The sequence below is a fragment of the Priestia sp. SB1 genome, from assembly GCF_038898415.1.
Map to the genome: position 1 here is coordinate 118,549 of NZ_JBBJSS010000005.1, position 24,814 is coordinate 143,362.

Annotated in this window: 29 protein-coding genes; 11 read left to right on the plus strand and 18 right to left on the minus strand. The window is 38.3% G+C overall.

What is annotated here, in order from left to right; translation table 11 throughout:
* Positions 1-32 precede the first annotated feature (32 nt).
* From WKH56_RS18785 to WKH56_RS18805, 5 genes are all read right to left on the minus strand, one after another.
* Positions 33-266 (minus strand): hypothetical protein, encoded by a 234-nt coding sequence (locus tag WKH56_RS18785; protein ID WP_028412944.1) that lies wholly within the window; start codon positions 264-266, stop codon positions 33-35.
* A 100-nt stretch (positions 267-366) separates the two neighbouring features.
* Positions 367-552: a DUF4083 family protein gene (locus WKH56_RS18790; protein WP_013057499.1), complete on the minus strand. Its 186-nt coding sequence runs from the start codon at positions 550-552 to the stop codon at positions 367-369.
* A 91-nt stretch (positions 553-643) separates the two neighbouring features.
* Positions 644-1,750: a CapA family protein gene (locus WKH56_RS18795; RefSeq protein WP_014459640.1), complete on the minus strand. Its 1,107-nt coding sequence runs from the start codon at positions 1,748-1,750 to the stop codon at positions 644-646.
* 313 nt (positions 1,751-2,063) lie between these two features.
* A complete protein-coding gene (locus WKH56_RS18800; RefSeq protein WP_048019090.1) occupies positions 2,064-3,308 on the minus strand; it encodes a YeeE/YedE family protein in 1,245 nt (414 codons plus the stop codon).
* Positions 3,309-3,480: 172 nt separating this feature from the next.
* Positions 3,481-4,518: an EAL domain-containing protein gene (locus WKH56_RS18805; protein ID WP_048019089.1), complete on the minus strand. Its 1,038-nt coding sequence runs from the start codon at positions 4,516-4,518 to the stop codon at positions 3,481-3,483.
* A gap of 199 nt (positions 4,519-4,717) precedes the next feature.
* On the opposite strand from WKH56_RS18805, the gene WKH56_RS18810 reads away from it, so the two are divergent.
* Complete coding sequence (locus WKH56_RS18810; RefSeq protein ID WP_048019088.1) at positions 4,718-5,050, plus strand: hypothetical protein; 333 nt, start codon at positions 4,718-4,720, stop codon at positions 5,048-5,050.
* A gap of 36 nt (positions 5,051-5,086) precedes the next feature.
* Here the strand turns inward: WKH56_RS18810 and WKH56_RS18815 are convergent, their stop codons facing one another.
* Positions 5,087-6,259 (minus strand): iron-containing alcohol dehydrogenase, encoded by a 1,173-nt coding sequence (locus WKH56_RS18815; RefSeq protein ID WP_048019087.1) that lies wholly within the window; start codon positions 6,257-6,259, stop codon positions 5,087-5,089.
* Positions 6,260-6,344: 85 nt separating this feature from the next.
* Positions 6,345-7,235 carry a LysR family transcriptional regulator gene (locus WKH56_RS18820; RefSeq protein WP_048019086.1) on the minus strand — a complete coding sequence of 297 codons (891 nt, stop codon included), beginning with the start codon at positions 7,233-7,235 and terminating at the stop codon, positions 6,345-6,347.
* A gap of 218 nt (positions 7,236-7,453) precedes the next feature.
* Between WKH56_RS18820 and WKH56_RS18825 the strand changes: the two genes are divergently transcribed.
* Together WKH56_RS18825 and WKH56_RS18830 are read left to right on the plus strand one after the other, a co-directional pair.
* Positions 7,454-7,600 (plus strand): hypothetical protein, encoded by a 147-nt coding sequence (locus WKH56_RS18825; RefSeq protein WP_013057506.1) that lies wholly within the window; start codon positions 7,454-7,456, stop codon positions 7,598-7,600.
* A 167-nt stretch (positions 7,601-7,767) separates the two neighbouring features.
* Positions 7,768-8,679, plus strand: a complete 912-nt coding sequence (locus WKH56_RS18830; protein WP_048019085.1) for a DMT family transporter — start codon at positions 7,768-7,770, stop codon at positions 8,677-8,679.
* Between the two features lie 186 nt (positions 8,680-8,865).
* Here the strand turns inward: WKH56_RS18830 and WKH56_RS18835 are convergent, their stop codons facing one another.
* Positions 8,866-9,303, minus strand: a complete 438-nt coding sequence (locus WKH56_RS18835; RefSeq protein WP_048019084.1) for a GNAT family N-acetyltransferase — start codon at positions 9,301-9,303, stop codon at positions 8,866-8,868.
* 153 nt (positions 9,304-9,456) lie between these two features.
* Here WKH56_RS18835 and WKH56_RS18840 point away from each other — a divergent pair, with 153 nt between their 5' ends.
* Both WKH56_RS18840 and WKH56_RS18845 read left to right on the plus strand, forming a co-directional pair.
* On the plus strand, positions 9,457-9,858 hold the full coding sequence (locus WKH56_RS18840) for a hypothetical protein (protein WP_048019083.1): 402 nt from the start codon (positions 9,457-9,459) through the stop codon (positions 9,856-9,858).
* Positions 9,859-9,901: 43 nt separating this feature from the next.
* Positions 9,902-10,570, plus strand: a complete 669-nt coding sequence (locus WKH56_RS18845) for a glyoxalase (RefSeq protein WP_048019082.1) — start codon at positions 9,902-9,904, stop codon at positions 10,568-10,570.
* 82 nt (positions 10,571-10,652) lie between these two features.
* Here WKH56_RS18845 and WKH56_RS18850 read toward each other — a convergent pair whose 3' ends face one another.
* Positions 10,653-11,165 carry a P-loop NTPase family protein gene (locus WKH56_RS18850; RefSeq protein WP_028412932.1) on the minus strand — a complete coding sequence of 171 codons (513 nt, stop codon included), beginning with the start codon at positions 11,163-11,165 and terminating at the stop codon, positions 10,653-10,655.
* 253 nt (positions 11,166-11,418) lie between these two features.
* Here WKH56_RS18850 and WKH56_RS18855 point away from each other — a divergent pair, with 253 nt between their 5' ends.
* Positions 11,419-11,649: a hypothetical protein gene (locus tag WKH56_RS18855; protein WP_013057513.1), complete on the plus strand. Its 231-nt coding sequence runs from the start codon at positions 11,419-11,421 to the stop codon at positions 11,647-11,649.
* A gap of 42 nt (positions 11,650-11,691) precedes the next feature.
* Here the strand turns inward: WKH56_RS18855 and WKH56_RS18860 are convergent, their stop codons facing one another.
* The 4 genes from WKH56_RS18860 to WKH56_RS18875 form a co-directional block, all read right to left on the minus strand.
* Positions 11,692-12,051, minus strand: coding sequence for a hypothetical protein (locus WKH56_RS18860; RefSeq protein ID WP_028412931.1), 360 nt, complete (start codon positions 12,049-12,051; stop codon positions 11,692-11,694).
* 62 nt (positions 12,052-12,113) lie between these two features.
* Entirely contained in the window at positions 12,114-12,875 is a 762-nt protein-coding gene (locus WKH56_RS18865) for a glucose 1-dehydrogenase (protein WP_034268851.1), read from the minus strand.
* A complete protein-coding gene (locus tag WKH56_RS18870; RefSeq protein WP_028412930.1) occupies positions 12,872-13,903 on the minus strand; it encodes a zinc-dependent alcohol dehydrogenase in 1,032 nt (343 codons plus the stop codon). The genes WKH56_RS18865 and WKH56_RS18870 overlap by 4 nt, the downstream gene beginning before the upstream one ends.
* Positions 13,904-13,974: 71 nt before the next feature.
* Positions 13,975-14,601: a GntR family transcriptional regulator gene (locus WKH56_RS18875; RefSeq protein ID WP_310883901.1), complete on the minus strand. Its 627-nt coding sequence runs from the start codon at positions 14,599-14,601 to the stop codon at positions 13,975-13,977.
* 218 nt (positions 14,602-14,819) lie between these two features.
* Between WKH56_RS18875 and WKH56_RS18880 the strand changes: the two genes are divergently transcribed.
* Positions 14,820-15,278 carry a hypothetical protein gene (locus WKH56_RS18880; protein WP_310883902.1) on the plus strand — a complete coding sequence of 153 codons (459 nt, stop codon included), beginning with the start codon at positions 14,820-14,822 and terminating at the stop codon, positions 15,276-15,278.
* A 29-nt stretch (positions 15,279-15,307) separates the two neighbouring features.
* Here the strand turns inward: WKH56_RS18880 and WKH56_RS18885 are convergent, their stop codons facing one another.
* A complete protein-coding gene (locus WKH56_RS18885) occupies positions 15,308-16,186 on the minus strand; it encodes a M23 family metallopeptidase (RefSeq protein ID WP_342836179.1) in 879 nt (292 codons plus the stop codon).
* Between the two features lie 266 nt (positions 16,187-16,452).
* Between WKH56_RS18885 and WKH56_RS18890 the strand changes: the two genes are divergently transcribed.
* The gene (locus WKH56_RS18890; protein WP_310883904.1) at positions 16,453-17,004 is read left to right on the plus strand and encodes a histidine phosphatase family protein; all 552 of its coding nucleotides are present in this window, start codon (positions 16,453-16,455) and stop codon (positions 17,002-17,004) included.
* Between the two features lie 32 nt (positions 17,005-17,036).
* Here the strand turns inward: WKH56_RS18890 and WKH56_RS18895 are convergent, their stop codons facing one another.
* Positions 17,037-19,070 (minus strand): Na+/H+ antiporter, encoded by a 2,034-nt coding sequence (locus tag WKH56_RS18895; RefSeq protein WP_028412925.1) that lies wholly within the window; start codon positions 19,068-19,070, stop codon positions 17,037-17,039.
* A 268-nt stretch (positions 19,071-19,338) separates the two neighbouring features.
* Here WKH56_RS18895 and WKH56_RS18900 point away from each other — a divergent pair, with 268 nt between their 5' ends.
* Positions 19,339-20,652: a hemolysin family protein gene (locus tag WKH56_RS18900; RefSeq protein WP_033579360.1), complete on the plus strand. Its 1,314-nt coding sequence runs from the start codon at positions 19,339-19,341 to the stop codon at positions 20,650-20,652.
* Here WKH56_RS18900 and WKH56_RS18905 read toward each other — a convergent pair whose 3' ends face one another.
* Positions 20,653-21,099 (minus strand): DUF4385 domain-containing protein, encoded by a 447-nt coding sequence (locus tag WKH56_RS18905; protein ID WP_034268877.1) that lies wholly within the window; start codon positions 21,097-21,099, stop codon positions 20,653-20,655.
* 173 nt (positions 21,100-21,272) lie between these two features.
* On the opposite strand from WKH56_RS18905, the gene WKH56_RS18910 reads away from it, so the two are divergent.
* Together WKH56_RS18910 and WKH56_RS18915 are read left to right on the plus strand one after the other, a co-directional pair.
* On the plus strand, positions 21,273-22,592 hold the full coding sequence (locus WKH56_RS18910; RefSeq protein WP_231099227.1) for a DUF2254 domain-containing protein: 1,320 nt from the start codon (positions 21,273-21,275) through the stop codon (positions 22,590-22,592).
* 282 nt (positions 22,593-22,874) lie between these two features.
* The gene (locus WKH56_RS18915; RefSeq protein ID WP_028412920.1) at positions 22,875-23,171 is read left to right on the plus strand and encodes a hypothetical protein; all 297 of its coding nucleotides are present in this window, start codon (positions 22,875-22,877) and stop codon (positions 23,169-23,171) included.
* A gap of 64 nt (positions 23,172-23,235) precedes the next feature.
* Here WKH56_RS18915 and WKH56_RS18920 read toward each other — a convergent pair whose 3' ends face one another.
* Positions 23,236-24,006, minus strand: a complete 771-nt coding sequence (locus WKH56_RS18920; RefSeq protein ID WP_033579363.1) for an ABC transporter ATP-binding protein — start codon at positions 24,004-24,006, stop codon at positions 23,236-23,238.
* A gap of 9 nt (positions 24,007-24,015) precedes the next feature.
* Positions 24,016-24,813: an ABC transporter ATP-binding protein gene (locus WKH56_RS18925; RefSeq protein ID WP_048019075.1), complete on the minus strand. Its 798-nt coding sequence runs from the start codon at positions 24,811-24,813 to the stop codon at positions 24,016-24,018.
* Between the last annotated feature and the right edge of the window lies 1 nt (position 24,814).

The window sequence follows — 24,814 nt, forward strand, 5'->3', positions numbered from 1 at the left end:
AAGTGAAGATGGATAGTCAAAAAGCTCTTTTTTCATTTTGTAGATGTATGAAGCGCAATAAAAAAACGATCATCTCCGGTACTGTACGCTCCGTCTGATAATCGTTTTTTATGTTTTGTGTGCTGATGCTGAAGTTTTTCCTTCTTTGTTTTGGTTTTACGCGTTTCCATGTCTGCAAATATAAACAGGCTGCGGTTTAATTCTGGATTTCGTTTTCCTTCACGCGTCATTTTATCACGCATTTTTTTTGCTTTTGACTTTGCCATGTAACTTCCTCCCTATATAAACGATGTATACATATCTTACTGCTTTTTTATAAAATGTCAAGTTCAGAAGCACTGATGTGTTAACAGTGCTTCTGTATAGTCATGACTCTTTATTTTTCAGCATATCATCTAATTTTTGTTCCATTCTCTGAAGCCTTTTTTCATTTGCCCCCTGCTTTTGAATCAACCTTTTTAAGCCTATAATAAATGCAATTATTACTCCTGCTATTCCTATCAGGATCAGCAGCATAAGAATTTGAAAAATAATATCACCTATATTAACCATAGTTCCACCTTTTATCTATTTTTTTACATTATATCATTTTTTTAGTTATTTCTGCTTTATTTTATAAAAAAAGCTCTCAGTGCTGAGAGCTTCATTTACTATCTTCATCGTAGACCGTCCACTTTTCCTGTTTGATTTGATTGGAAACATCAATCAGTTTATTTTTCACTCGATCCTTTTCTGCTCCTGTTAAAGGCGTAGGTCGGTAGTCGTTTCGCGCCGTTGTGGAAGAAATGCGGAATGGAATCACATTGATGTCTTTGTTTGTCGTTAGCTTTCCATCTTTAATCGTAAACGTCTGCTGAAATACAAATGTATCCTTATCACTTGGATTTTTGTTTCCGCCAAACATAAAGTTTCCTAAGCTATAGACAATAAATTTATTTTTGTATTCTTCAATTCCTTGAACAACGTGAGGGTGATGACCTAAAATCAAATCTGCTCCGTTATCAATTGTATACTTCGCCAGTGCCTGCTGCGCTGTATCAGGAACATAGTGTCGTTCAGATCCCCAGTGGAAATGCACAATAATAATTTTAGCGCCTTTTTCTTTTAAAGACTTAATTCCGTCTTTAATCTGACTTCTTACTTCTTTTGTGTCATCCCAGCCCGGATATCCAAGCAATCCTACTTTGACTCCCTTTACCGTTGTAATATATGTATCTTCATAGCCAAAATAGCCTATTCCGCTTTTCTTTAAGTTTTCTCGTGTATCATCATATCCTTGCTGTAAATAATCATGCGTATGATTATTAGCCAAGTTAACGGTTTCAATACTTCCTTGTTTTAAAATATTTACAAACGAAGGATCACCTTTAAAACGAAATGTTTTACTTGCTTTTTCCGTCGCAGTTGTCAGCGTTGTTTCTAAATTAACCGTTGTTAAGTCATCTTGCTCAAAGATCGATTTTACATTTTGCGTAAAATACGGCAGGCCATTTCTTGCTGCTACGTCGTTAAAAGTAGAATCGTACCCAAAGCTTTCATCGTTTCCTAAGGTAAAATCTCCTGCTGCGCTAACTTTAATAGTTGTATTGATTGCGTCTTTTTTCTCTTTTTTACTCGCTTCTTCTTTAGACTTTACTGTTTCTTCTTTTTTCTGCGGCTCAGAAGAGGTTTGTTCTCCTGCTCCTCCGCACGCTCCCAGTAAAAAACACAAACTTCCATAAATAACAGCTTTTTTTAAATACTTGTTCATGTAACGTTAAAACCCCTTTTTACGTTTTGATAACTGTGTCTGGACTTGGTGTTTACTGCTTATTTCGCCAAATACATACAATTCTCCTGTTATATCGGCAAAATAAGTGAAATTTTTATAAAAAAAGGAAGTTTTTATACTCTTTTTGGGTTAGGACAAGAGGATTTGGCTAAGAGAAAAGTAGCGCAAACGCTGCGGAGAAAACTGATGAGCTGTACTAAACTTCAAGTGATTCACAAAATAGCAGAGCGATTCCAAACATCACCTAAAATAAAAACCTCCTTTGCTCATGCAAAGAAGGTTTTATTTAAACTTAACAAATCGAATCATTAGATTTAGGGTTTTTGAGTCCAAATAACGGGCGGATAAATAGTGCTAAGCCTGTGCCAAGCATTGCCATAACCATCCATACCCATCCATGAAGACTAAATGAAGCAATTCCGCCAAAGTAAGCGCCAATGTTACAGCCAAAAGCAAGTCGCGCACCATATCCCATTAAAAGGCCCCCCACAACAGCTGCTCCTGCAACCCCGGGTTTAATCTTTCCTGGTTTGAACGTTCCTTGCGCCGTCGCTGAAATGAAAGCGCCTAGTATGATCCCAAAATTCAATACGCTGGTAGAGTCTGCTAGCACACTTTGCGTTAGCGCTTCTCCATTTGCACCTTGGAAAAATCCCCAGCTTGATACATCTATTCCAGCTGCCATCATTGCTTTTCCGCCCCATAAAGCAAAGGCAGAAGTAATACCCCAAGGATTTCCTCTCACAGCCAGCGTTAATGCATTTAATACAGCCAGTACAATCGCTGCAGTGAATAGAGGCCAAGAGCCGCGAATGATCTTTTTCCACCCTTTTGTCGTAGGAAGCTGCTTCATCATAGGCGGATTTTTCTTTTTGGCAATTTGAATCGTAATCCAGTAAATCGCTGCAAACGCGATAAGCTGTACAATCCAAGCACCAAAATAACCAAGGCCTGTCGATTCAGCTAATGAAATAGGAGGAAGCGAAGGTTGTTTTTGCCAAAATGGCAAATGATACGCCCCGAACATAGAGCCTACAATAAAGGCTAAAAGCGTTAAAATCATGGAAGAAGAGCCACCGCCTAACGAATACAGCGTTCCTGAGGCACATCCATTTCCTAGCTGCATGCCAATTCCAAACATAAACGAACCAACTATCACGCTGACTCCTACAGGTGAAACATATCCTTTTGGCGTTACCCCTGTAAAGCTAAAGCCTGTACTTAAAATAATAGCAAACAGCGTTGACGCAATCCCTAGCATAAGCATATGCGCTTGCAAGCCTTGAACGTTGCCGACAGATACGAGTCGGCGAAATGCTGATGTAAAGCCAAAACGTGCGTACAGAAGCGTCATTCCTAGTGCTAGACCGATAATAAATAACACACCTTGCTTCCAATCAGTCGTTAGCACAATCGCTAGAAGTAAAATAACCGCTGCTATAACCCCTCCTGCAAATAACGGCTTTTGCATAGGGCTTAATTCTGTTACAACAGTAGTTGGCTTTGATTTATATGATGAGTGCAACGTTTGTGCCAAATCATCCACTCCTTTTCTGATAGAAATACTAAGAATTAATATTTATCATCTTATAGCACTTCCCTTTCTCTGTAAACTATTTAGCAAAATGAAAGTGAATTGTTTATTTTTTGAGTATTCTTACTTTCGTTCATACAAAAAGCAGAAGTTTCTGTTCTTCTGCTTTTGGCTGCTAAACGTAAATAGAATGAATCTCTTTTAAAGGTTTAGGATTAGGCTTTGCAAAATAATACCCTTGAAACAAATCATAACCCATCTCTATCAGGCATTTTAAATCTTCTTCTGTTTCTACACCTTCTGCAAGAGCCTGCGCCCCCATTTTATGGGTGATAGCTAACATCTCTTGGGCCACTTTTTTCTGTTTCTCATTCTTACTGACTCCGTTTGTGAATTCAAATGCCAATTTCACGACGTCAGGCTCCACTTCTAAAAGCCGATTCAGCGTATTATAGCCAACTCCTACGTCATCTAAAGCATATTTAAATCCGTGGGAGCGATAATAATTCAAAATGTTTTTCAAATGCTCAATATCTTGAACATCCTCCGTTTCAATCACTTCAAACACAATTTGCTCGGGCTTTATATTCAATTCTTTAATTAATGTAAATGTAGATGCTAAGCAATGCTCAGGGTTATATATTGCTGTAGGAATAAAGTTAATAAAAATCAGCTGATGATCAATAATACTAGCATTTTTTACAGCTTCTAAGCGGCAGGCTCGGTCAAGAGCGAAGGTTTTATTTCTTATTTGAGCAGCTTCAAACATTTTAAAAGGAGGTATAATACTTCCGTCTTCTTCTAATCCTCTTGATAAAATTTCGTGGCCAACGATATGCACGCGTTCATTATCAACCGATACAATCGGCTGATAATACGAGCAAATTCGCTTGTCTTCAATCAGCTCATCAATCCACAAGGCATCTTTCATTTTTTGGAAAGCGGTGATTGGCTCCATACGCCGCAGGTTTTCAAACGGGCTCCGCTGCTTGGCTTCTACAGCCCACACATGCCGAGGGTCTAGATGCCGATGAACATAATCCATAAAATCCCAAAAGATATCTTCCCTCATCCAGATCATATCTTCTCCAAGAGTCTTCCATTGGTTTTGAGAAATATCTTTAAAGTATTTTTCCAATTTCTTTGCATCCCTTGATTGCTGAAAAGAAACCGTATATCCTGTCCTAATTGGCAGACACGCGTCGCATCCCATAGCTCATCTTCTCCCTCATTTATCATCAGTTTTTTGTATGTATACACGGATAGTTCTTAGGAACTATACCACTTTTAAGAAACTTGCAAACCCTATTTTTCCGCTAAAATAGAATGTACCAAAAAGTTTTGGTAAAATGATAGACGTGTTTTATTGTCTACATCATAAGACGCACTTGATAAAAGGAAGTGAACCATACATGAGCAAAAACCGTTTTACGAAGTGGTTTTTATTTTCTTTACTACTCTTTGCCTTAAGTACTGGAGCAATGTATTATACGCTCTATATATCGTACTGGGCGTATTCTATTAAGCTGTTTTTAATTGTGGTGCCGCTCTTTACATTATTATCGGTTGCTTTTGGTTCGTTGGTAATCGTTCATGAGCGCAAAAGAAAACGCGTATTTCAGCTACAAAATGAAGGAGGCATTCCCAAAAATACGTTTATTCAAGGCTTTTCCGAAATAACGGTAGGAGCAGGCTGCATCTTGCTGTGCTTTTTTCTCTTTCTTTATCTTCTAATGGATTATTAAGTACATATAAAAAAGACGAGCAGGCAGCTCGTCTTTTTATTTGGATCTTTCTAGAATATCTCGAACGCTTGCATAATCAAGCTCTTTATAAGTACCAACACCTGGTTTTACAAAGGTCTTTTCAACAATCGCATCAAATTCAGAGTCATCAATATCATAGTCACGCAAGCTGTTCGGGGCTCCTAAGTCATTCCAGAAAGTGCGAAGCGCTTTTGCACCTTCCATTGCTGTTTCTTCATCGCTTTTTCCTTCTGGGTTGATGCCAAATACGTTTACAGCCAGTTGTTTTACACGAGAAGGATCTTCTTTTAGCACATGCTCCAGCCAATTAGGGAACAAGATAGCAAGGCCGCCTCCGTGGGGAATATCATACACGGCCGACAGAGCATGTTCAATACGATGAGTAGCCCAGTCTCCCCCGTCCGTTCCGTTTGCTAAGCTTCCGTTAAAAGCCGTCGTGCTGATATACATCATTGTTTCGCGATACTGATAAGAAGTCAGGTTTGTAAGAAGCTTAGGACCTTCTTGTACAGCTGTTCTTAGCAATGATTCAATAAAGCCGTCGATCATCGGCGTATTTTCTGTGCGGTGAAAATAGTGTTCAAGCGCATGGGACATACTATCAACAATTCCATAGACTGTTTGGTCGCGCGGCACTGAAAACGTGTACGCCGGATCTAAGATAGAAAAGACGGGAAATACATGAGAAGACGTCCAACCTAGCTTTTCTTTTGTTTCCCAATTTGTAATAACAGAAGTTGAATTCATTTCAGATCCTGTTGCCGCAAGTGTTAAGACCGTTCCAAAAGGAAGAGCACCTGTAATGTCTACTTTACGTGTAATTAAGTCCCATGTATTTCCTTCATACACGGCTCCAGCTGCGATAGCTTTTGTACAATCGATCACGCTTCCTCCCCCAACGGCTAAGAGAAAATCAATGTTTTCTTTTTTACATATGTCAACGCCTTTAGCTACCGTAGTCAAACGAGGGTTCGGCTCTACACCAGACAGCTCGTGAACAACTGCGTTAATAGACTGAAGTTCAGCTTTCACTTCGTCGTATACGCCATTTTGTTTGATGCTTCCTCCTCCGTATACTAACAGAACGTTTACTTGTTTATGATAAGAAGCAAGCTCTTGCGATAGCTTCGTAATTTGATTTTTTCCAAAGTATAATTTGGTAGGATTGTGCTGCAAAAATATATTCATGTTCTACACCTCTAGTTTTCTTTTCTTGTAAAAAGTGTATCACGAAAGCAGCTTCATCATTATTGAAGATTCTCTATATCTATTATCAATATTTTTGATAACCTTCTTGTACAAGTGAAATGAAGTGTTGAATGGGTGCCGTCAGCCATTTTTTCTTTTTGAATATGAGCTGTGAATAAAGATAAAATTCTTCATGGTCAAACGGGATTTTAATCAGTTTTCCATTTTCAATCTCTTGTTTTACCGCTATTTCTGGCACAAGAGCAATACCTAAATTATCCGCTACGCACTGTTTAATTGCTTCAAGACTGCTAAATGAAATCACCGATTGCATATGAATACCCCTGCTGCGCATCATCTCTTCTAAAAGCGTACGATAAGGGCAGCCGCTCTCGGTTAAAATGATGGTTTCACCTTCAAACTCTTCCATTACAACGTTGTTTTTTTCACTAAAAAAATGCGAAGGCGAAGCAATCATAACCATGTTTTCTTTTCGAATAGGAATCACTTCTAAACTTGAAGAGGTTTGAAGGCAATCAAGCAAAACGGCTACGTCATACTTTCCGTCAATAATCCCTTGTGTTAAATTTGGACATAAACCCGCTTCTAGCATAATCTTTAGAGAAGGGTGCTGCTTTTTTAATTCACGAATATACGGTGTAATAAAATAAGCGGCCAGCGACTCCACGGTTCCTATTGAAACTGTTCCTCTAGCATCTTCATTCGTAGTAAGGCGCTCTTTTGCTTCATTTAATAACTCGGTTACTTGATTCACATAATAAAGCAATTCTTCACCAGGCTGAGTCAGCTTCATTTTTTGTCCTGTTCGTTCAAATAGTTTTTGACCGTAATGATCCTCTAATTTTTTTATATGAGTGGTAACGCTTGACTGAGCATACCCTAATTCCTCGCCCGTTCGTGTATAGCTCCCCCACTTCGCTACTTCTTTAAATGTATATAAATAGTTAATATCCATGTGCTGCTCCTTATGTACTGCTGTTTTGTTTCGTTATCCATATGCTAAAGCTGTTCTTAATCAGAACCTATACGTAAATAGAATCACAGTACAGTATAAGCGAACTTGTTTTGCCAAGCAATTTTATCAACCTTAAAAATTCTTTTTATATTAGGCAATTACGTCGTTTTTTGTTCATAGAATGAAAAACAAACTTATGAAAAGAAAGGGTGTATCTCGTGACAGCCTACAAAGAAGTGCTATATAAAGGAAAACGCTTTGTACTGATTCACGTATATGATTCAGGATACTGTGAAATTCGACCGATTGATCATGCTTTTAAAGTCGAACTTGTGCGATTAGATGAGATAGAACAATGTGGATAACAGTCATGAACGCAGCCATTGCAGCTGCGTTTTTGTTTGTATTATAAACAAGTGGATGAGATAAAAATACCTGAATTGGCTGGCCTTTTACATAATTTCTTCCTGTATACTTTGTAACTAAGGATATCCGCACTTATTTAATTTATATATTTACCCGAGGTGATGACATGAAAAAAGGCTGGCTGGAATGGATATTATTATCCGTTGCGTTAATTTGGGGAGCCAATTATACAATCGGAAAATTTGGAGTTGCTCATATGTCTTCTATCCAATTTAGCGCGCTGCGTTTTATAACGGTTGCTCCTATTCTTTTACTTATTACAGGAATCGTAGAGCGAGGCATTCGAATCGAAAAGAAAGACTGGGGACGTTTAATAGCGGTCAGCATAGTAGGCGTTACACTCTATCAAACGCTGTTTATGGTATCTGTTAAATATACGACAGCTACAAATGCTTCTTTACTTATTTCGATGTCTCCTATTTTCACAGGAATCTTAGCTATCTTATATAAGCATGAAGCTTTTTCATTAAAAACACAGCTAGGCTCTGTGCTTGCTTTTTTCGGGGCTGCGTTTGTACTGCTGTTTGGTCACTCTAGTCATGCGCTGTCGCAGCTTGCATGGTTCGGAAATATCATGGGGATTGTAGCGGCCGTTGCGTGGGGCTGGTATCCAATTTTAGCAAAACCTTTAGTCGTAAAATATTCTGCTTTGCGCGTGACTGCCTGGTCTGCTTTGATCGGAGCTATTCCGCTTACTGTCTACTGTCTTTTCACCTATCAAACACTTGTATGGCCAACAGATGTAGGCAGCTGGAGCTCTTTGGCATACTCTGTTTTGTTCGTGACGGTGTACGGGCTGGTAATGTGGTATGTAGGAATCGGAAAAATTGGATCTACAAAAGTAATGGTTTACATGTATGTTATTCCTTTGTTCGCCGTTGTCTTTGCTGCTGTAGCCATTGGAGAAACCATCAATTCCATGCAGCTGCTTGGAGGACTTATTATTTTTAGCGGTTTGTATATTGTTAAAAAAAGCCCTGCTCCTAAAACAGCTCTCAAACTCAAAAAAGCAAACTAAAAAGAGTAACGGGTTCGGTTGATGCAAAAAAACAAGCTAAAAGCCATGTAATTAAAAGCCTAATTAGCATCTATTTTAATAGTGAATTAGCAATATGAATGGTAACGAATAACGCTCAGATTTTGTCTGAGCGTTATTCGTATATTATTTTAATGTCCTAATTGAATTAAACGCCCGTTGGTTTGATTAATGAACATTTAGTATATTGATTTTTGGTTTATATTCATGAGTAATTTTATGTTGATTGTATACGCGTTTAAAGCCGTTTCGTTCATAAAATAACGTCGCTTCTTCCGTATCTGTATAGAGAACAAGGGTGTCATAATAGTTCTCTGCATAATGAATGATTTCTTTTAAAAGTCGCTTGCCTATACCCTTTCTCCGAAACTGAGCTGAAACATAAAACCTTCTTACTCTTCCAACGTTAGTATACTGACTGTAAGGATCTTGATTAAGGCCCGCTACGGCTATTAATTGGTTTTGTTCACCGTAAACTCCCCACAACCTTTCTCCTGTTTTGTTAAATACGTTTTGAGCATTTTTATATTCTGCTATTAGCTTTGTAAGAAAGACAAAACCTTCCTGCTGACTTTCCATTAGCAGTTCTTTTATATCCTGCTCCATAAGATACGTTAGCCTGATGACAATTTTTTCTCCTTTCTGTTAGACGTAACATGTAAAGGGATAATACTTTTTTTGTTAATTTTTCCCTTTTTAAACTATAACACTATTTGACGAAATCCAAAACTATCTATAATTTAGTAGATGGAGGTTTTTATGTTTAAATATAGTTTTCTTATTGTTCTTATTTCTTTTTTACTTATTAACTTTAACGGCCAGGAAAATCAAATTGTAGGTGGGAGAATAAAAAAAGAGCGAAGTGAGGTTTTTTTTGGAGAATATGACAGCTTTACAGGCCGCTACTCTCGGAGCATTAAACTCAAAAAAGGCGTAACCTATGCTTTTACGCTATCTAAAAACACTAAAAGTGGAGACCTTTCTCTATATGTAGAAGATCCAAGACGTACACGTTTCTTTGAAATGACTAATAACTCTCTTTATTTAACACCTGAAAAAACGAAAAGATATCGCGTTAACTTTATAGGCTCGGAGCATAAAGGCTCTTTTCAGCTTCACTGGAAAAGCAGCGTTCAAAGGGATAATGAAACATCTGTTTAATGCCATGTGATTTAGACAACGTTTAAACAAGGAGGAATGGTTTATGATGATTAATCAAGCTGTCCTGTACACTCATCTATTGGACGAAATGAAGGATTTTTATGTAAACTCTCTCGATTTCCCTTTAACCGCCGTTTCGGCTGATTCTTTTTCCATTAAAGTTGGTGAAAGTGAGCTAACTTTTAAAGAAACTTCTCTACATACAAAGCCCTTTTACCATTTTGCTTTTAATGTTCCAGCAAACCGCTTTATGGAAGCAAAGAAATGGGCTACTCAGAGAGTCTTCCTCAATACAGAAGAGAAGAAAGATGAGATTTATTTTGAAGCATTTGATGCTCATTCGTTTTATTTTGAAGATCCTGCTCATAATATTGTTGAATACATTTCCAGATATTCAGACTGCCCACCATCCAACGACCCCTTTTCTCCTAAGTCGCTTTTAAGCATAGGAGAAATCAACTTGACAACGCCTCATGTCCGCTCTGTAGGGACACAGCTTATTAACTCCGGTATCACCGTGCGCAACAACAGGCCGTTAAACGAGACCTTTAACTTTTTAGGAAGCGGCAGTGCATTTTTTCTTGTAGGGGCGCCTAAAAGACGGTGGTTTTTTTCGGACCGAGACTCTGAAGTTCATCCATTAACGGTGAAGGTCAATCATTCTTTAACAGTTGCGCTGGACGAAAAAGGAATGCTGAAGATTACACAATAAATGATTGTTTTTTTAATATAGCCATGTAACAAGCGAACTTGTTACGTGGCTGTTTTTGTTCAAAATTCAGCTCGTACTCCACCTATAGGTTTTGTATATAGTTTTCGATGTCCTTTCTATTCATCAGCATAAAAACCTTGCAATCCTCATCGTTTCTAAGCTTTTCAAACCGTTTTCTCATCTTTTTTTGCCGCTCTCTGTACGTCGTAAGAATAAATGTAAAAAATGACCAATCTACTTTTTCAGGACATCCTTTTGCCATATCTTCACGCGTTTTTCTTGCATATACAATCCTCCGCTTTATCACTCGGTACACACAAACGATTAGCGGAAGCTCTAAATAAATAATGGTATCTGCACGCTTCACTCGCAGGTCATACGAATTGCTGTAGTTCCCGTCGATAATCCAGCTGTCTTTTTTTACAATGTGCTCCTGCAATTCTCTAAAACTATCATTGTCTCTTTCCGTCCAGCCCGGCTGCCAATACAGGCTGTCTAAATGATGTACTTCTAGATCAAGCTTTTTCCCTAATTTCTTGGCAAATGTGGACTTTCCTACTCCTGGAGAAACGCCCATTACCAGCACTCTTTTCATCTCATCACCTTACCTTTTTAGAAAATAAAGCTAATTGAAGAGAAGGCAACTGTTTATACTGACTCGGTGTACTAAAAGCAGACTGCTGTATAAAGAAGCTTCATGTTAGCAATTTTATTCACATAATTTTCAGATAAAACATAAACATTCATCATAAATTTCTGTATTCCTTCTTGCTTTGTAGTAAATAGGTTGCTTTTATTAATCGTTTCCTTTACCTTAAATGTGAGTATATAAAAGTAAGGTGAAAAAAATGAATGCATCTATGCTAAAGAGATTTTTACGAAACCTCGGGATTTTTATTTATATTGTCATCGCAGCTATTAATATTTACTTAACGAGAAATGACTTGGGCGATATGCTTACTCGCCTTGTGCTGTTGACTATTTTACTTCCTTTGTTTTTTAGTTTTGTGTATGCGTTAGGAAAATCACATTTTAAAAGACAAGAAGAGCTCGCTGAACAAGAGAAGAAAAAAGAGTAAAAAAAGCCTTTTATAGAGGGGATTCCCCTTTCTAAAAGGCTTTTACTTTTTTTCATATAACTGAACATTAACTACATCAGGATTAACGTGATACTGCTTGGCAAGTTGATTTACGACTTGCTGAATCTCCTTCTTTTTATAGGAAGAAAGTTGTTCGGCGGGCAGAAGAACGAGAACTTGAGCTTCCGCATAGTCATTCAGCACTCTAACCTCTTGAAAACCATACTGCGTCAAAGCTGATTTTAACTCTTTTTCAAAGTCGCTGCTTTCTTTTGGGACGGCTATGGAGAACCGATTGTAAGAAACTAGCGAAACCTCTTTCTCTTCAGGCTTTGTATACACCGCCCAAGCAGTTGTCAGCACTGTGACAGCAATACCAACATTCAATACCCACACTTTCATACCATGAACGCCCCTTTTAATCGAGTTTGTTCATGATATGAAAAAATTTATTGGTTCATGCGTTATCTTCCTAGCCATCCTCCGTCTACGGCAAGCAAGTGCCCGTGAATATAAGCAGACGCATCAGATGCTAAAAAGACAACTGCTCCTTTAAAATCATCTGCTTGTCCCCATCTTCCTGCGGGAATACGTTCAATAATTTGTCTGCTGCGCGTTTCATCGTTAATAAGTGCTTCATTCATATCAGTAGCAATGTACCCTGGTACAATTCCATTAACATTTACGCCTTTTGCTGCCCATTCATTAGATAAAGCCTTTGTAAGCTGAGCAACTCCGCCTTTTGCTGCGGCATAAGCTGGAACGGTAATACCTCCTTGGTAAGAAAGCAAAGATGCCATATTAATGATTTTTCCGCTTCCTTGTTTAAGCATTTGGCGGCCCGCCTGCTGACATAACAGCCATACGGTTTTTAAATTAACGTTCATAACAGCGTCCCAATCTTCTTCTGCAAAGTCTACAGCGGGTGAACGTCTTTGAATGCCCGCGTTGTTCACTAAAATATCGAGCTTGCCAAAATAAGCAACAACCGATGAGATCGCTTCGCTTACTTGAGAAGCATTTTCTAAATCACAATTAACAATAAAACATTTTCTTCCCAGACGTTCAATTTCTTCTTTTACTCCAAGAAATTCCTTTGATCTCTGCAGCAGAGCGATATCCGAACCTGCTTCTGCCAAAGCAATCGCCATTGATCTTCCAATTCCTCTTGTTGCTCCTGTAATTGCTGCTACTTTACCATCTAAAGAAAACAAATCTACTGTCATTGTTCATTCTCCTCTCCGTTTGGTGCAAATAAAACCTTAAGTGATTCATCAGGCCGCTGCATAAACTCAAACCCCGCTTGAATATCTTCAAGCTGCAGTTTATGAGAAATTAAAGAATCTGCTTCTATTTCACCGTTTGCCAGTAAATCAATAGCCGTCTGAAAATCTTCCCTTGTATAACATCTCGTTGTAGTTAATGAAATTTCTTTAAAGTGCATCGCTGCTAAATCTACTTCTGGAGCGCTTTTGTATACGCTCACCACTACAATCTCTCCTTGAATACGGCTTGTTTCAACCATTTGTTTTGCTGTAATTTGATTTCCGGCTACTTCAAATACAACGTCTGCACCGACTTCATTCGTAAGCAAACGCACTTCTTTTACTACGTCTCTTTTCGCTGCATCAATTGGTATAAAGCCAAGTTCTTTCGCTTTAGTTAAGCGATAAGAACTAATATCTGAGATCATTACTTTTTTTGCTCCTGCTCGTTTCGCAATCATCCCGATCAGCAGTCCAATAGGTCCTGCCCCTAAAATGGCAGCTTGGTCTCCTACTTTCAAGCGCGAGCGTCTTACTGTATGTACGGCAACCGCTACAGGTTCTGCAAGAGCGGCATGCTCGCTAGACAGTTTCTCTGGCAAGAGGTGAAGGCGGTTCACCGGAACAGCCACGTACTGCGCAAAGCCTCCATCTTGATCAATGCCGATTAGTTTTAACTTTTTACAAACGTGAAACTGTCCTTTTACACAGGCTTCGCACGTTCCGCAGCTAAGCGTAGGTTCAACTGCTACGCGGTCACCTAAAGAAAATTCCGTTTCTCCTCGGATCTCCTCTATCACTCCGCTGAATTCATGTCCCATAGTGAGTGGCGCCTGTGCTCTAGGATGTTTTCCAAAATAAATCATCATATCCGTTCCGCAAATTCCAGCATGAGACACCTTTACAAGCGCTTCTCCTTCTTTTATAACCGGTTTCGCTTTTTGCTGCATAACGGCTTTTGTTTCTGAAACGTAGACACCTGCTTTCATTTCTCCATCCCCCTTTGTACACTTGTCGACAAGTTGAAGAGAAAAAATATTTCGAATATTTTATCCCTTTTTTATGCTTCATTCAAAAGTGAAGCTGTTATGCGCGTGTCTTCAAAGTGACGTTTCACTTCATCTTGAATGCGTTCTGTATTTTGAGACTTTAATGCCTTAATCATTTCATGATGCTGCTTAATCAGTGGGAGCACAGCTGCTTTATCATCTCGAAACCTTTTTTCAGTCGTAATTAAAAGAGCAGCTAAAATAATTTCACGGATGCTTTCCCACAATTTTAATATCCGCTTGTGGTCTGCTTCGATAATCACGAGCTCATGAAACCGCAAATCTTGATAAGCAAACTCTACATAGTCATCGTATTTAGCTGCCATCTTCATTTGATCAATGCTTTGCTCCAGCTTTTTAATAAGCGAATCATGGTTGACTTCAGATAAACGTTCTAAGACAAAGTGTTCTAAAAGCAGACGAACATCGTACAGCTCGTTTAAATCCCTAGTTGTTAAACCAATAACAACTGCTCCCATTCGCTGTAAATCAATGAGCCCTTCGTTTGAAAGGATCCGCAGCGCTTCTCTTATAGGAGATCGACTCATTCTAAACTCTGCCGAGAGCTGATTTTCTGATAGTATGGTTCCTTTCTTCAGCTCGCCGCTCATAATTTGAATTCTTAATTTGCTTACCACTTGTTCTCCCAGCGAGGCTCCGCGAAGCCATCTTTCCGGGTAGGTTACCTTTTTAATGTGTCATCACTTCCTTAACCAACTTGTATACAAGTATTCAAGATTTAGTATTTAGTATATAGATAAGAAATCTGACTGTAAACGTTTTCTTTGCGAAATGTATATTTTTACAATTCTTTCTTACACTAAGAACTACTGATAAATAAAAGGTGGGAAGATGGATGAATCAAATTATATTATGGGGAATTCTTGTTATTCCATGGTTTTTACTGCTGCTGCTTGATAAACAGCGGGTTAAACGATTTTTTACTGTAGGGTTGTTTGCTGCATTAATGATGACAATCGCCTATCAAGTAGCGGAAAAAATGCACTGGTGGACGGTTCAAGAAAACGTATTTTTTCTTACCAGCATGGGAGCAACGATTTATTGTCTTCATATTGTGATTACGATCTTTGTTTTTTACCTTACGTATCCCGGGTTTATCTTGTACATAATGGTTAACATTATTTTGGATTTGATTCATGGTTATGTTATAGTTCCTTTTCTCGCTAAAATTGGGCTTTATAATCTGTATGAAATTAGTCATTCTGGACTTTTCCTTGTCATGACTACCGTAGCCATTATCCTTTACTTGTTTCAGCGGCTTCTTGACTTTATATTTGAGGAAATCCCTGCATAAAAAGCCACAGCAAACGCTATGGCTTTTAATCAATAGAAAAATGGAATAACTGTATCTCCGCGAATCGGTTCAATAGCCGCATGAAACTGAATACGCAAACTTTTTGACGTTTCGATGTCAGCGGCATCCATGACGTGAAAATGAATGTGAGGTTCGGATGAATTCCCGGAATTTCCACACCTTCCGAGCAGCGTTCCTTTACGAACCACGTCTCCTTTTTTCACAGAAACCGACCCTTGCTTCAAATGTGCAAGCACACTGTATTCTTTCCCTTCATGTTCAATGATAACGTGATTTCCTAAAGGATTTTTTTTATTCGTGTGTCCAATTTCATTATCTTCTTGGCCATCAGCTGCTGCGATAACGACTCCTTCAAGCGGAGCTACAACCTTTTTTCCATAAGCATAGTAATCTTCGTTTTTCATTCCATCATTTTTATAGCTTTGCTTTCCTTTTCGCACGACTAAATCATATGCATACCTTTGGCTTTCGACTGGATGGTGATAGTTCAACACCTCATGCTTTCCACCCCAATAGACAAACCATTCACTTTGAATCGGCATCGTATATTTGTTTGTACTCCATCTCTCTCTCTCTGAAAATGATTCTATAGGAGCAAGCACAAGTGCTTGTATAATATTATGTTCATCAAACATAACGCTGATGGCTTTTCTCTGCGTAAAATTTATCCAAATAAACTGCTCAATTTGAGGGGTTAAATAAAGATTTGTTTCTAGTCTGTAGAACTGTTCTCCTTGATTAAACAATTTGCTCTGCTCCAAAAATTGCTGAAGGGAAACTTGACGTTTAAATTCTTCGCTTACACAATCATAAAGCTTCTTAAAATCCCCTTCTGCAAATAAAGTTCCAAACTCTTCTCTGATATTCACTTTTCTCTCTGTATCCATCATTGTAATCCACCCTTTTATATGTATTTCAATTTGTTTGAATTATCTATAAGTAATACGTTTTATCTTATAAAAAGGTTTCATTTTCCAATTATTCTATCTCAAAATCTTCTCCTATACCTTATTTACAATTTTCTCAATCCATTTTATACTTATTTTACAAATATTTGAAAGGAGGTGCAGCATGATAAAAATAACGTTAAATAAAAAAATCAAGCTGCGCCGAGTAAGTATTTTTGGCGCTTAAATTTTAAGGAGATTTCACAATGAAAGTAGCATTAGTACGTCATTACAAAGTAAACAAAGGGCTTCCAGAAAACCACCGCTTATCCACCGATGAACTAGTGGCTTGGTTTCAGGAATATGATGAATCAGATATTACGTATGGAGAGACTGATTTAAATAATATTGAATGGAAACGCTGTTTTTCAAGCGATATGCCGCGAGCACACAAAACGGCAAAGCATATTTATAACCAAGAGATCACTCTTCTTCCGGAACTTAGAGAAATACCCATGCCTATTATTCCAGTAAAATTTAAACTTCCTTTTATCCTCTGGGCATTACTGTTTCGCATGTCCGGACTCATCAACAAACAAGCTCGTACAGATATGGCTGAGACTAAGAGAAAAGTAGCAGCAGTGCTAGATCGCGCTATTTCCGAGTCAGAAGACGATTTGCTGATTGTCAGCCACGGAGGCATTATGAAATTTATGCGTAAAGAACTTATAAAACGCGGCTTTAAAGGGCCACGGTTTGATATTGCTGTTAACGGAAAGCTTTATCTTTTTGAAAAGCAAGAGAATGAAACTTATTAGAAAAAGTCGCAGAGACTATTCTCTGCGACTTTTTAATAACCATTTTCTTCAATTGTTAATGCTTCACGCAAAGCGATATCTTTTCGGATATTATGAGCGATTTCACGCGTGATTTCTCCTTTTTCATAAAGTTCTTGCACCGTTTCCCGCTCGGTATGAAACGCTTTATAACATAAATCTCTCGTTGCTTTTTTACGTTTGCCTGAATTATACTCCGTACTCTCTTTTCTAAGTCTTGCCATGGATCTATGGTATTCACTAATGATAGCAAGTGAAATCATTCGATTTTCTTCGTTCATGTTTTCTTTAATGACCTTTATCGCTTCTTCAATCATTTGAATACGTACTTTGTTCACTTTACTTCTTCTGCGCAGGCTTTGTTTTCTTAAAGCCTGCTTATTCGGTGAAAAAATTCGGACTAGTAATAGTAAAACTTTTTTAAACCTCATCCAGCTCACCAATAATTTGTACCTTACACGATTGGTTACAGCCATTTCAAGCTTGTGCGTATGTTCCAAACAAATATACGCTGTCTCACGGTCTATTTTTTCCTCTTTTAATAGCTTTTCCACCAATTTCCCCTTGGCCTGAAGAGCCAGCAATCGAATTTCTTCTTCATACTGTTTGTTTTCAGAGGCTTCTAAAGGATGCGTTTTAACAATGATGTTATTAATCGTTGTATTATACGTTGAAATTAACGAAAGCGCTGCTCCACGATTTTCCTCGGTCATTTCTCTTTTTAACCGCTGAATAGCAGCTTTGTGCACTTTAATGCGTGCTTTAACCTCTTTTGTATTGCGCTCAGGCTTCTTCGGCGCCTTTTCTGTTTTCGCAATAACAGGTAAAAGAATGCTTGCCGCAACTAAGGTTAACAATATAACGCCTGCTGCTAGAAAAATAATCAGAGAGCGTTCCGGGAAATCACTGCCGTTATCAAGCGTATAAGGAATTGAAAACGCTCCGGCTAACGTAACAGCTCCTCGTACACCTGAAACCGTAATAATACCAATAGACCGAGGCTCAGGTTTTAGATGCTTATTGTTTTTGTAATACCAGCCTACTGACCATGATACCATCACCCAAATAAATCGTAGTACAAGCAAAAAGACAGTAATAATCAAAATATAAAGAAGTACTTGTCCATTATTAAAGTTTGGATCTTGAATAATTGCTTTCGCCACTTTTGGTATTTGCAGACCAAGCAGTACAAACACCAAACCATTTAACAAATATAAAATAACCGTCCAAGTACTTTTTGATACTACTTTAAGCTGCTGGTTAGGTGATTCCTCTCGGTCGCGCTCAATCGCATGCACAATGCCACCTGCTACAACTGCCAAGATTCCTGATAAATGAAAATGCTCAGCAATGTAGAAGACAACAAATGGAGTTAGAATTTGTATTAACATATGAATCGTAATATCTTCCATTCCTAAACGTCGAACAAGTACACGCAGTCTGATAATCAGAAAAGCGATAAATGCTCCTACAAACAAACCGCCTAGCGCTACCCAAAGGAACTGAAATGTAGCATCTACGATTGAAAAAACGCCCGTTACGGTAGCAGCTACTGCTACTTGAAACGCTACAAGACCAGAGGCATCATTCATCAGTCCTTCCCCTTCAAGCAAATGCATAATTCGCTTAGGCAGCTTTACTCGGCTCGCCATAGCTCCAACAGCTACTACATCTGTTGGGGACAAAATAGCGGCTAGTGCAAATGCAGCCGGTAACGGAATGGAAGGAATGAGCCAATTGATTAGATATCCCCCTACTGCCACCGTTACAAAAACCAGTCCCAGCGCTAGTAATAAAATAGGTGTACGAAGCTTCCAAAGAGCAGCTCTTGACACGTTTTTCCCATCATTAAATAATAGCGGGGCAATAAATAAAATAAAAAATAATTCAGGCTCCAAATGGACATCTCCGCCAAATGGCAAGATAGCAAGCCCTGCTCCCAAAGCTATTTGAACTAATGGAACAGGAATAAATGGTACAAAATGATTAATGATATTAGATAGACCAATCAAAGCCAATAAGACTAATATCGTCAGAAAAAATTCCATAAAAACAATCGACTCCTACTTCTATTTACATCCTTTTAAAGTTTCACGTTATCTCTTTTCGTTCATTTTATAATGTTTAGTTTACGCTTTTTCTGCCAAAAAATGTTGCAGGTTATTAAAAAGTGCTCTTTCTTTTCGGTAAGTTTATTTCTACGGAGATTAAGGGAACAGTATACATGATATTCTTTATTTACTATATAAATCAGCTCAGCAAACTTTTATAAAGGAGGTGTTCCCTTATCCGTTTCAACGGGGTAAGGAGATAAATTTGGAAACAGTAAATGTCATCTTATTCATCGTATTAATCATATTAACAGCCTTTTTTGTTGCAACGGAATTTGCCGTCATTAGGGTACGGTCGACTAGAATCGACCAGTTAATTGAAGAAGGAAACCGGAACGCTTTAGCAGCAAAAAAAGTAGTATCAAATTTAGATGGTTATCTTTCAGCCACACAGCTGGGCATTACGGTTACCGCATTGGGTCTAGGCTGGATAGGTGAACCTACGGTAGGTCATTTATTAGAGCCGCTTATTGACATGCTTCCTTTTGCTACATCACTTTCGCATGTCATATCTTTTGTTCTTGCTTTTTCGATTGTCACATTTTTAAATGTGGTAGCTGGAGAACTTGCGCCCAAAACGGTGGCGATTCAAAAAGCCGAACAAGTGACGCTGTTATTTTCCCGTCCTCTTATTCTTTTTTCTAAGTTACTTTATCCGTTTATTTGGCTTTTAAACCACTCAGCAAGAGGCGTTGTCGGATTATTCGGCCTGAAGCCAGCTTCTGAAAATGAAGTAGCTCATAGTGAAGAAGAACTTAGAATTATTTTATCTGAAAGCTATGAGAGCGGTGAAATTAATCAATCGGAATTTAAGTTCATGAATAATATCTTTGAATTTGATAATCGTACGGCTAAAGAAATCATGGTGCCTCGTACAGAAATTGTTAGCGTATCAGCAGATGAAACGATAGAAGAATTCTTAAAAATGGCTAGAGTAGAGCAATATACTCGCTATCCAGTAGTTATAGATGGAAACAAAGATCAAGTGGTGGGATTAGTTAATATTAAAGAAATATTAGCGGATTACATAAAAGAAGATGATATCAAACCACGTACCGTGCAAACGTATATGAAACCCATCATTCAAGTCATTGATTCCATCGCCATTTACGACTTATTGCTTAAAATTCAAAGGGACAGAATTCACATGGCCATCTTAATAGACGAGTATGGAGGAACAACGGGGCTTGTAACGGTTGAAGACATTTTAGAAGAAATTGTTGGTGAAATTCGTGATGAATTTGATGATGATGAAATACCGGACGTACACAAAATTAATGAAAATCACTACGTACTAGATGCGAAGGTGTTGATTGAAGAAGTAAATGATTTACTCGGAACAACTATTGAACAAGAAGACGTTGATACCATTGGCGGCTGGATGCTGACCGAAAAGTTTGATCTTGCTAAAGGTGATAGCATCAAAAACGAAGGTTTTTCATTTAAAGTCATTGATATTGAACATCACCATATTAAACGAATCGAAATAACAAAGGAAAAAAGTACGGATCCCAGCTGATTATCCGTACTTTTTTTGATGCTCTTTTTTCATTTGCAAGTACTCTTTATTCTCTCGTACCTCTTTCCATTTTTCCATAAAAATTGATGCCGATTCTGCTTTTTGTTCATCAATTTGCCGTTCGTTACGCTCGCCGTCTTTGTTGTATTTCTTTCCGCCTTTGTAGTTCGCGTAGCGCCTCGATCGCGTGTATCCCATTTGGAGAAATTTCCGGGCCATGTCCATTCCAACAAAATCGCTTTTTTCTTTGTAGGTTAAAAAAAGCTGATAGATGGCGTCGGCGGATTCCTCAGCAATGTCAGGTGTACGAAAACGCCAGTGAGGAAGAATTTCACTTTTATATGGCTCAACAAGGAGAACTCCTTGTTCTCCTTTTCCTACTCTATACTTTTCAGGATGTTTTCTAAAATCGATATGTTCAAAGTCAAGTGAATAATCAAATGCCACGGCTCTTCCCTCCTTTTTGATCTCTACCCTTTACAAATGAATGATAAAACTTTTCTTAAAGAAGTTTTTCACATGCAGGTGAGGGTAATAATAGGTGGATAAGTATGGTTAACTTTTTTCTTCATACTAAAAGAAGTCCGAACTTATTAAATCATGATATGGGAGATTTCGTTATGTCAATAAAGCTACAGCAAAATCGAATAAAAGCTAATTTTTGGATTACTCCTTCTATATACGGAATTATTGCTTTTGTTTTAGCCACTATTAGTACATTTTTAGATCGATATTTGACAGCTCACAAACAGTGGTTAAAGTTAGTTCCTTCCGTGTTTCTAACGGATAAAGAGCTTGCTCATACTATTTTAAGTTCAGTATCAAATTCCTTATTAACGATGACGACAATTACGTTTTCTTCTGTGTTAGTGGTACTGACTACGTTTGTAGGTCAGTTTTCTCCTAGAACGATTCAGAACTTTAATACAGATGCCAAAACTCAGCGCGTGCTTGGCACTTTTATCGGTGGATACGTATACGTGCTTGTACTGCTCATTCAAGTTCGCAGCAACCAAGTCAGCAATACTTTTATTGTTCCTTCATTAGCCATCGTGGTAGCATTCATTTGCTTAGGGATGTTTGTGTTTTTGATTCACCACGTCATCAACTGGATTAAAGTCGGAAATTTAATTTCAAACATTGCCAAAAAAACGATGCTTACCATTGAAGAGAGACGGCTAGAACAACAAAAGCACCCCGAATCAAAGAATGAAATACAGGTTGATTTTGATAGTGAAAACACACTGCAAATTAAAAGTAATAGACAAGGATATATTCAATATATCGAACTCAACCATTTAACAGCACTAGCATCTAAATTAAATGTCATTGTTAAACTCGAAAAAGCACCCGGAGAGTATGTAGAAGCAGACACACCGTTATTAACTGTAATCACTCACAATCAATCGTTAGAACGTGAAAAATTTCTTCATTGCTTGTTTATTACAAATGACCAAGAATCGATCCAAGATGTAAAATTAGGTATTCAAAAACTAAGTGAAATTGCATTAAGAGCTATTTCACCAGCTATTAATGACCCTGAAACAGCTATTAACTGCATTGAACAGCTCACGCAAGTGTTTATCAAACTCGGACAAAGCTATTCTTCCTCTCCTTATTATTGCGATGAAGAAGGACGTATTCGAGTGCTGCTAGAAAAACCTTCTTTTACGGATTATTTGTACAAAGCGTTCTATCAAATTCGCCATTATGGAAAAGAAGATGTTTCCGTGATGTCTGCTGTCATTAAGGCATTAACTGTAATCGCTGAAACAAATCGCTCTGCCATCAAAAACGACGTGTGGGTTTTTTCTTCCTATATCGTAGAAGGACTGCAAAAGGAAGAGTGGCTTAAAATGGACAAAGAGTTTCTTAATCAGCTTCTCAAAAACCTTGCAAAAGCTTGTGAAAAAAAATGCAGATCTATGTTGATAGAATAAAAACCAAAAAAAGCCGCTCATCAACTGAGCGGCTTTTTCTTACGATGTGAGGAACTTCTAATCTATGGGATAACAAACGGGCTAGAGTCGTTTTTCCACTTCCAACGGATCCAACGATATGTATGTTTTTACATGAAGCGCTTTGAATACTTCATCTCCTCCTACTTCAAACCTGTTCTTCTATACATATTGTATCATTCAAGTTCTTTTTCTCTAATGCAAACCAAAACGTTTTATGCTAGTATTTTATGGTACTTGACTGACAAAAGGAGTGAAAACACAGTGCCTAAAACCCTTTTTGGAAAACTTACGCTGTTTTGGATTGGACTATTTTTATTAATTACAGGTCTATTTTTTTATTATAAATATACAAACCAAGGGTTTACAGCTGCAGATTTATTCTTTCGCGCCTCTCCTCCTTTAGCTACTATTGGCTTTCTTTTAAGCGCAGCCGGACTATATGAAGAACGAGGAAAAAACAAGCTAATTCCTCTTGTTGTACTCACCATTAGTTTTATCATGCTCTGCCAAGCAGGCTATCACTTTATCCATATGCATACTCCACCGCCGCGTCCCTGACTTTGTCTCATTCTCATTTATAAAAAAGCTCTCGTTTAGTATATTAAACGAAGAGCTTTATTTTCTATTCAAATAAACGCACAAGCTTTTTTGTATAGGGATGCCTGTTTTTATCAAATAGCTGTGCACGGTCAAATTGATCGATAACCTCGCCTTGCTGCATAACCATCATGCGACTGCTCATAAATTTTACTGCTGCTAAATCATGCGAAATAAAAAGATAAGACAGCTGAAAAGTCTCCTGCAAATCTTTTAATAAATTTAAAATCTTTGCTTGTACCGTAACATCAAGACTCGCTGTTGGTTCGTCTAACAGTACCAGAGACGGACCTACGCTAATGGCACGCGCAATCGCTACACGCTGAAGCTGTCCTCCGCTGAGTTCATGGGGATAATTCAACGCATATTCTGCGTTAATTCCGACTTTTTCTAACAAATAAAAAGCGATTTCTTTTTCATTTCTGCTCACATGAGATAAAAATGAAGGAACGGTTCGCTGCTGCCGCAAAGGCTCGAGCAAAGAATCGATGATTTTTACTTTTGGATTAAAAGAAGCCGCGGGGTTTTGAAATACCACTTGCATGCCTAGACGAGCTTGCTGCAGTTTTTTCCCTTTTAACCGGTGAAGAGGTTTCTCTGCAAACCATACTTCTCCCTGCTGAGTCTCTGTTAACCTTAGCACGCTTTTTACAAGCGTACTTTTTCCGCTTCCACTTTCTCCGACAATCCCTACACATTCCCCTTTATCGATATGCAGGGAAACATTATTTAGCGCTTTAACGTCTTTATACTGTTTCACAAGCTGCGTGACGCGTAATATATTTTTTTCTTTCATATCTCACTCCTATATCAACACTTTTTTCTGCGTATCTAACAATCGATCAGGCGTTTTCCGTAAAGAAGGAATGGCGTTAAACAGTTTTTTTGTGTAAAAATGACGCGGAGTGTGAAGCAGAGATTCGATACTGTTTTCTTCCACGATTTCTCCTGCTAGCATAATGGCTGCCCGGTCCGCATATTTCCGCACATGACGCAAATCATGAGTAATAAACAGAATGGCACAGCCAGCTTCTTCTTTCAGCTTATACAGCAGCTGAAGAACTTCAGCTGCTGCCACGCTATCTAAAGCCGTAGTTGGTTCATCTGCGATAATCAAGGCAGGCTTCATCACCAGCGCTAAAGCAATCGCTGCTCGCTGAAGCTGTCCTCCGCTCAGCTGAGAAGCATAGCTTTTATATACGCGTTCATTAGGTAAATTCACAGCTTTTAAAGCCTGAAAAATGGCGGCTTTCCTGTCTTTTTTAGACAGCTTACTATGTGTACGAATCGTTTCATCAAACTGCTTTCCAATTGTTAAAAAAGGAGTAAAAGCACTTCGATAGTCTTGAAAGATATACGAAATATCTTTTCCAAGGATAGGCGCCTCTCCTTTCTGCTTAAAGATAATAGATCCTCCTTTAAGCGTTACACCTGAAGGCAGCAGTCCTCCTATCGAAGCAGCAGTGATACTTTTACCGCTTCCGCTTTCTCCAACAAGCGCCATCCACTGTCCTTGCTCGATTATAAAAGAAACGTCTTTTACGATTTGTTTTGTTTTATTATAAATGGCTAAATGCTTTACTTCTAAAACGATGACGGCCACC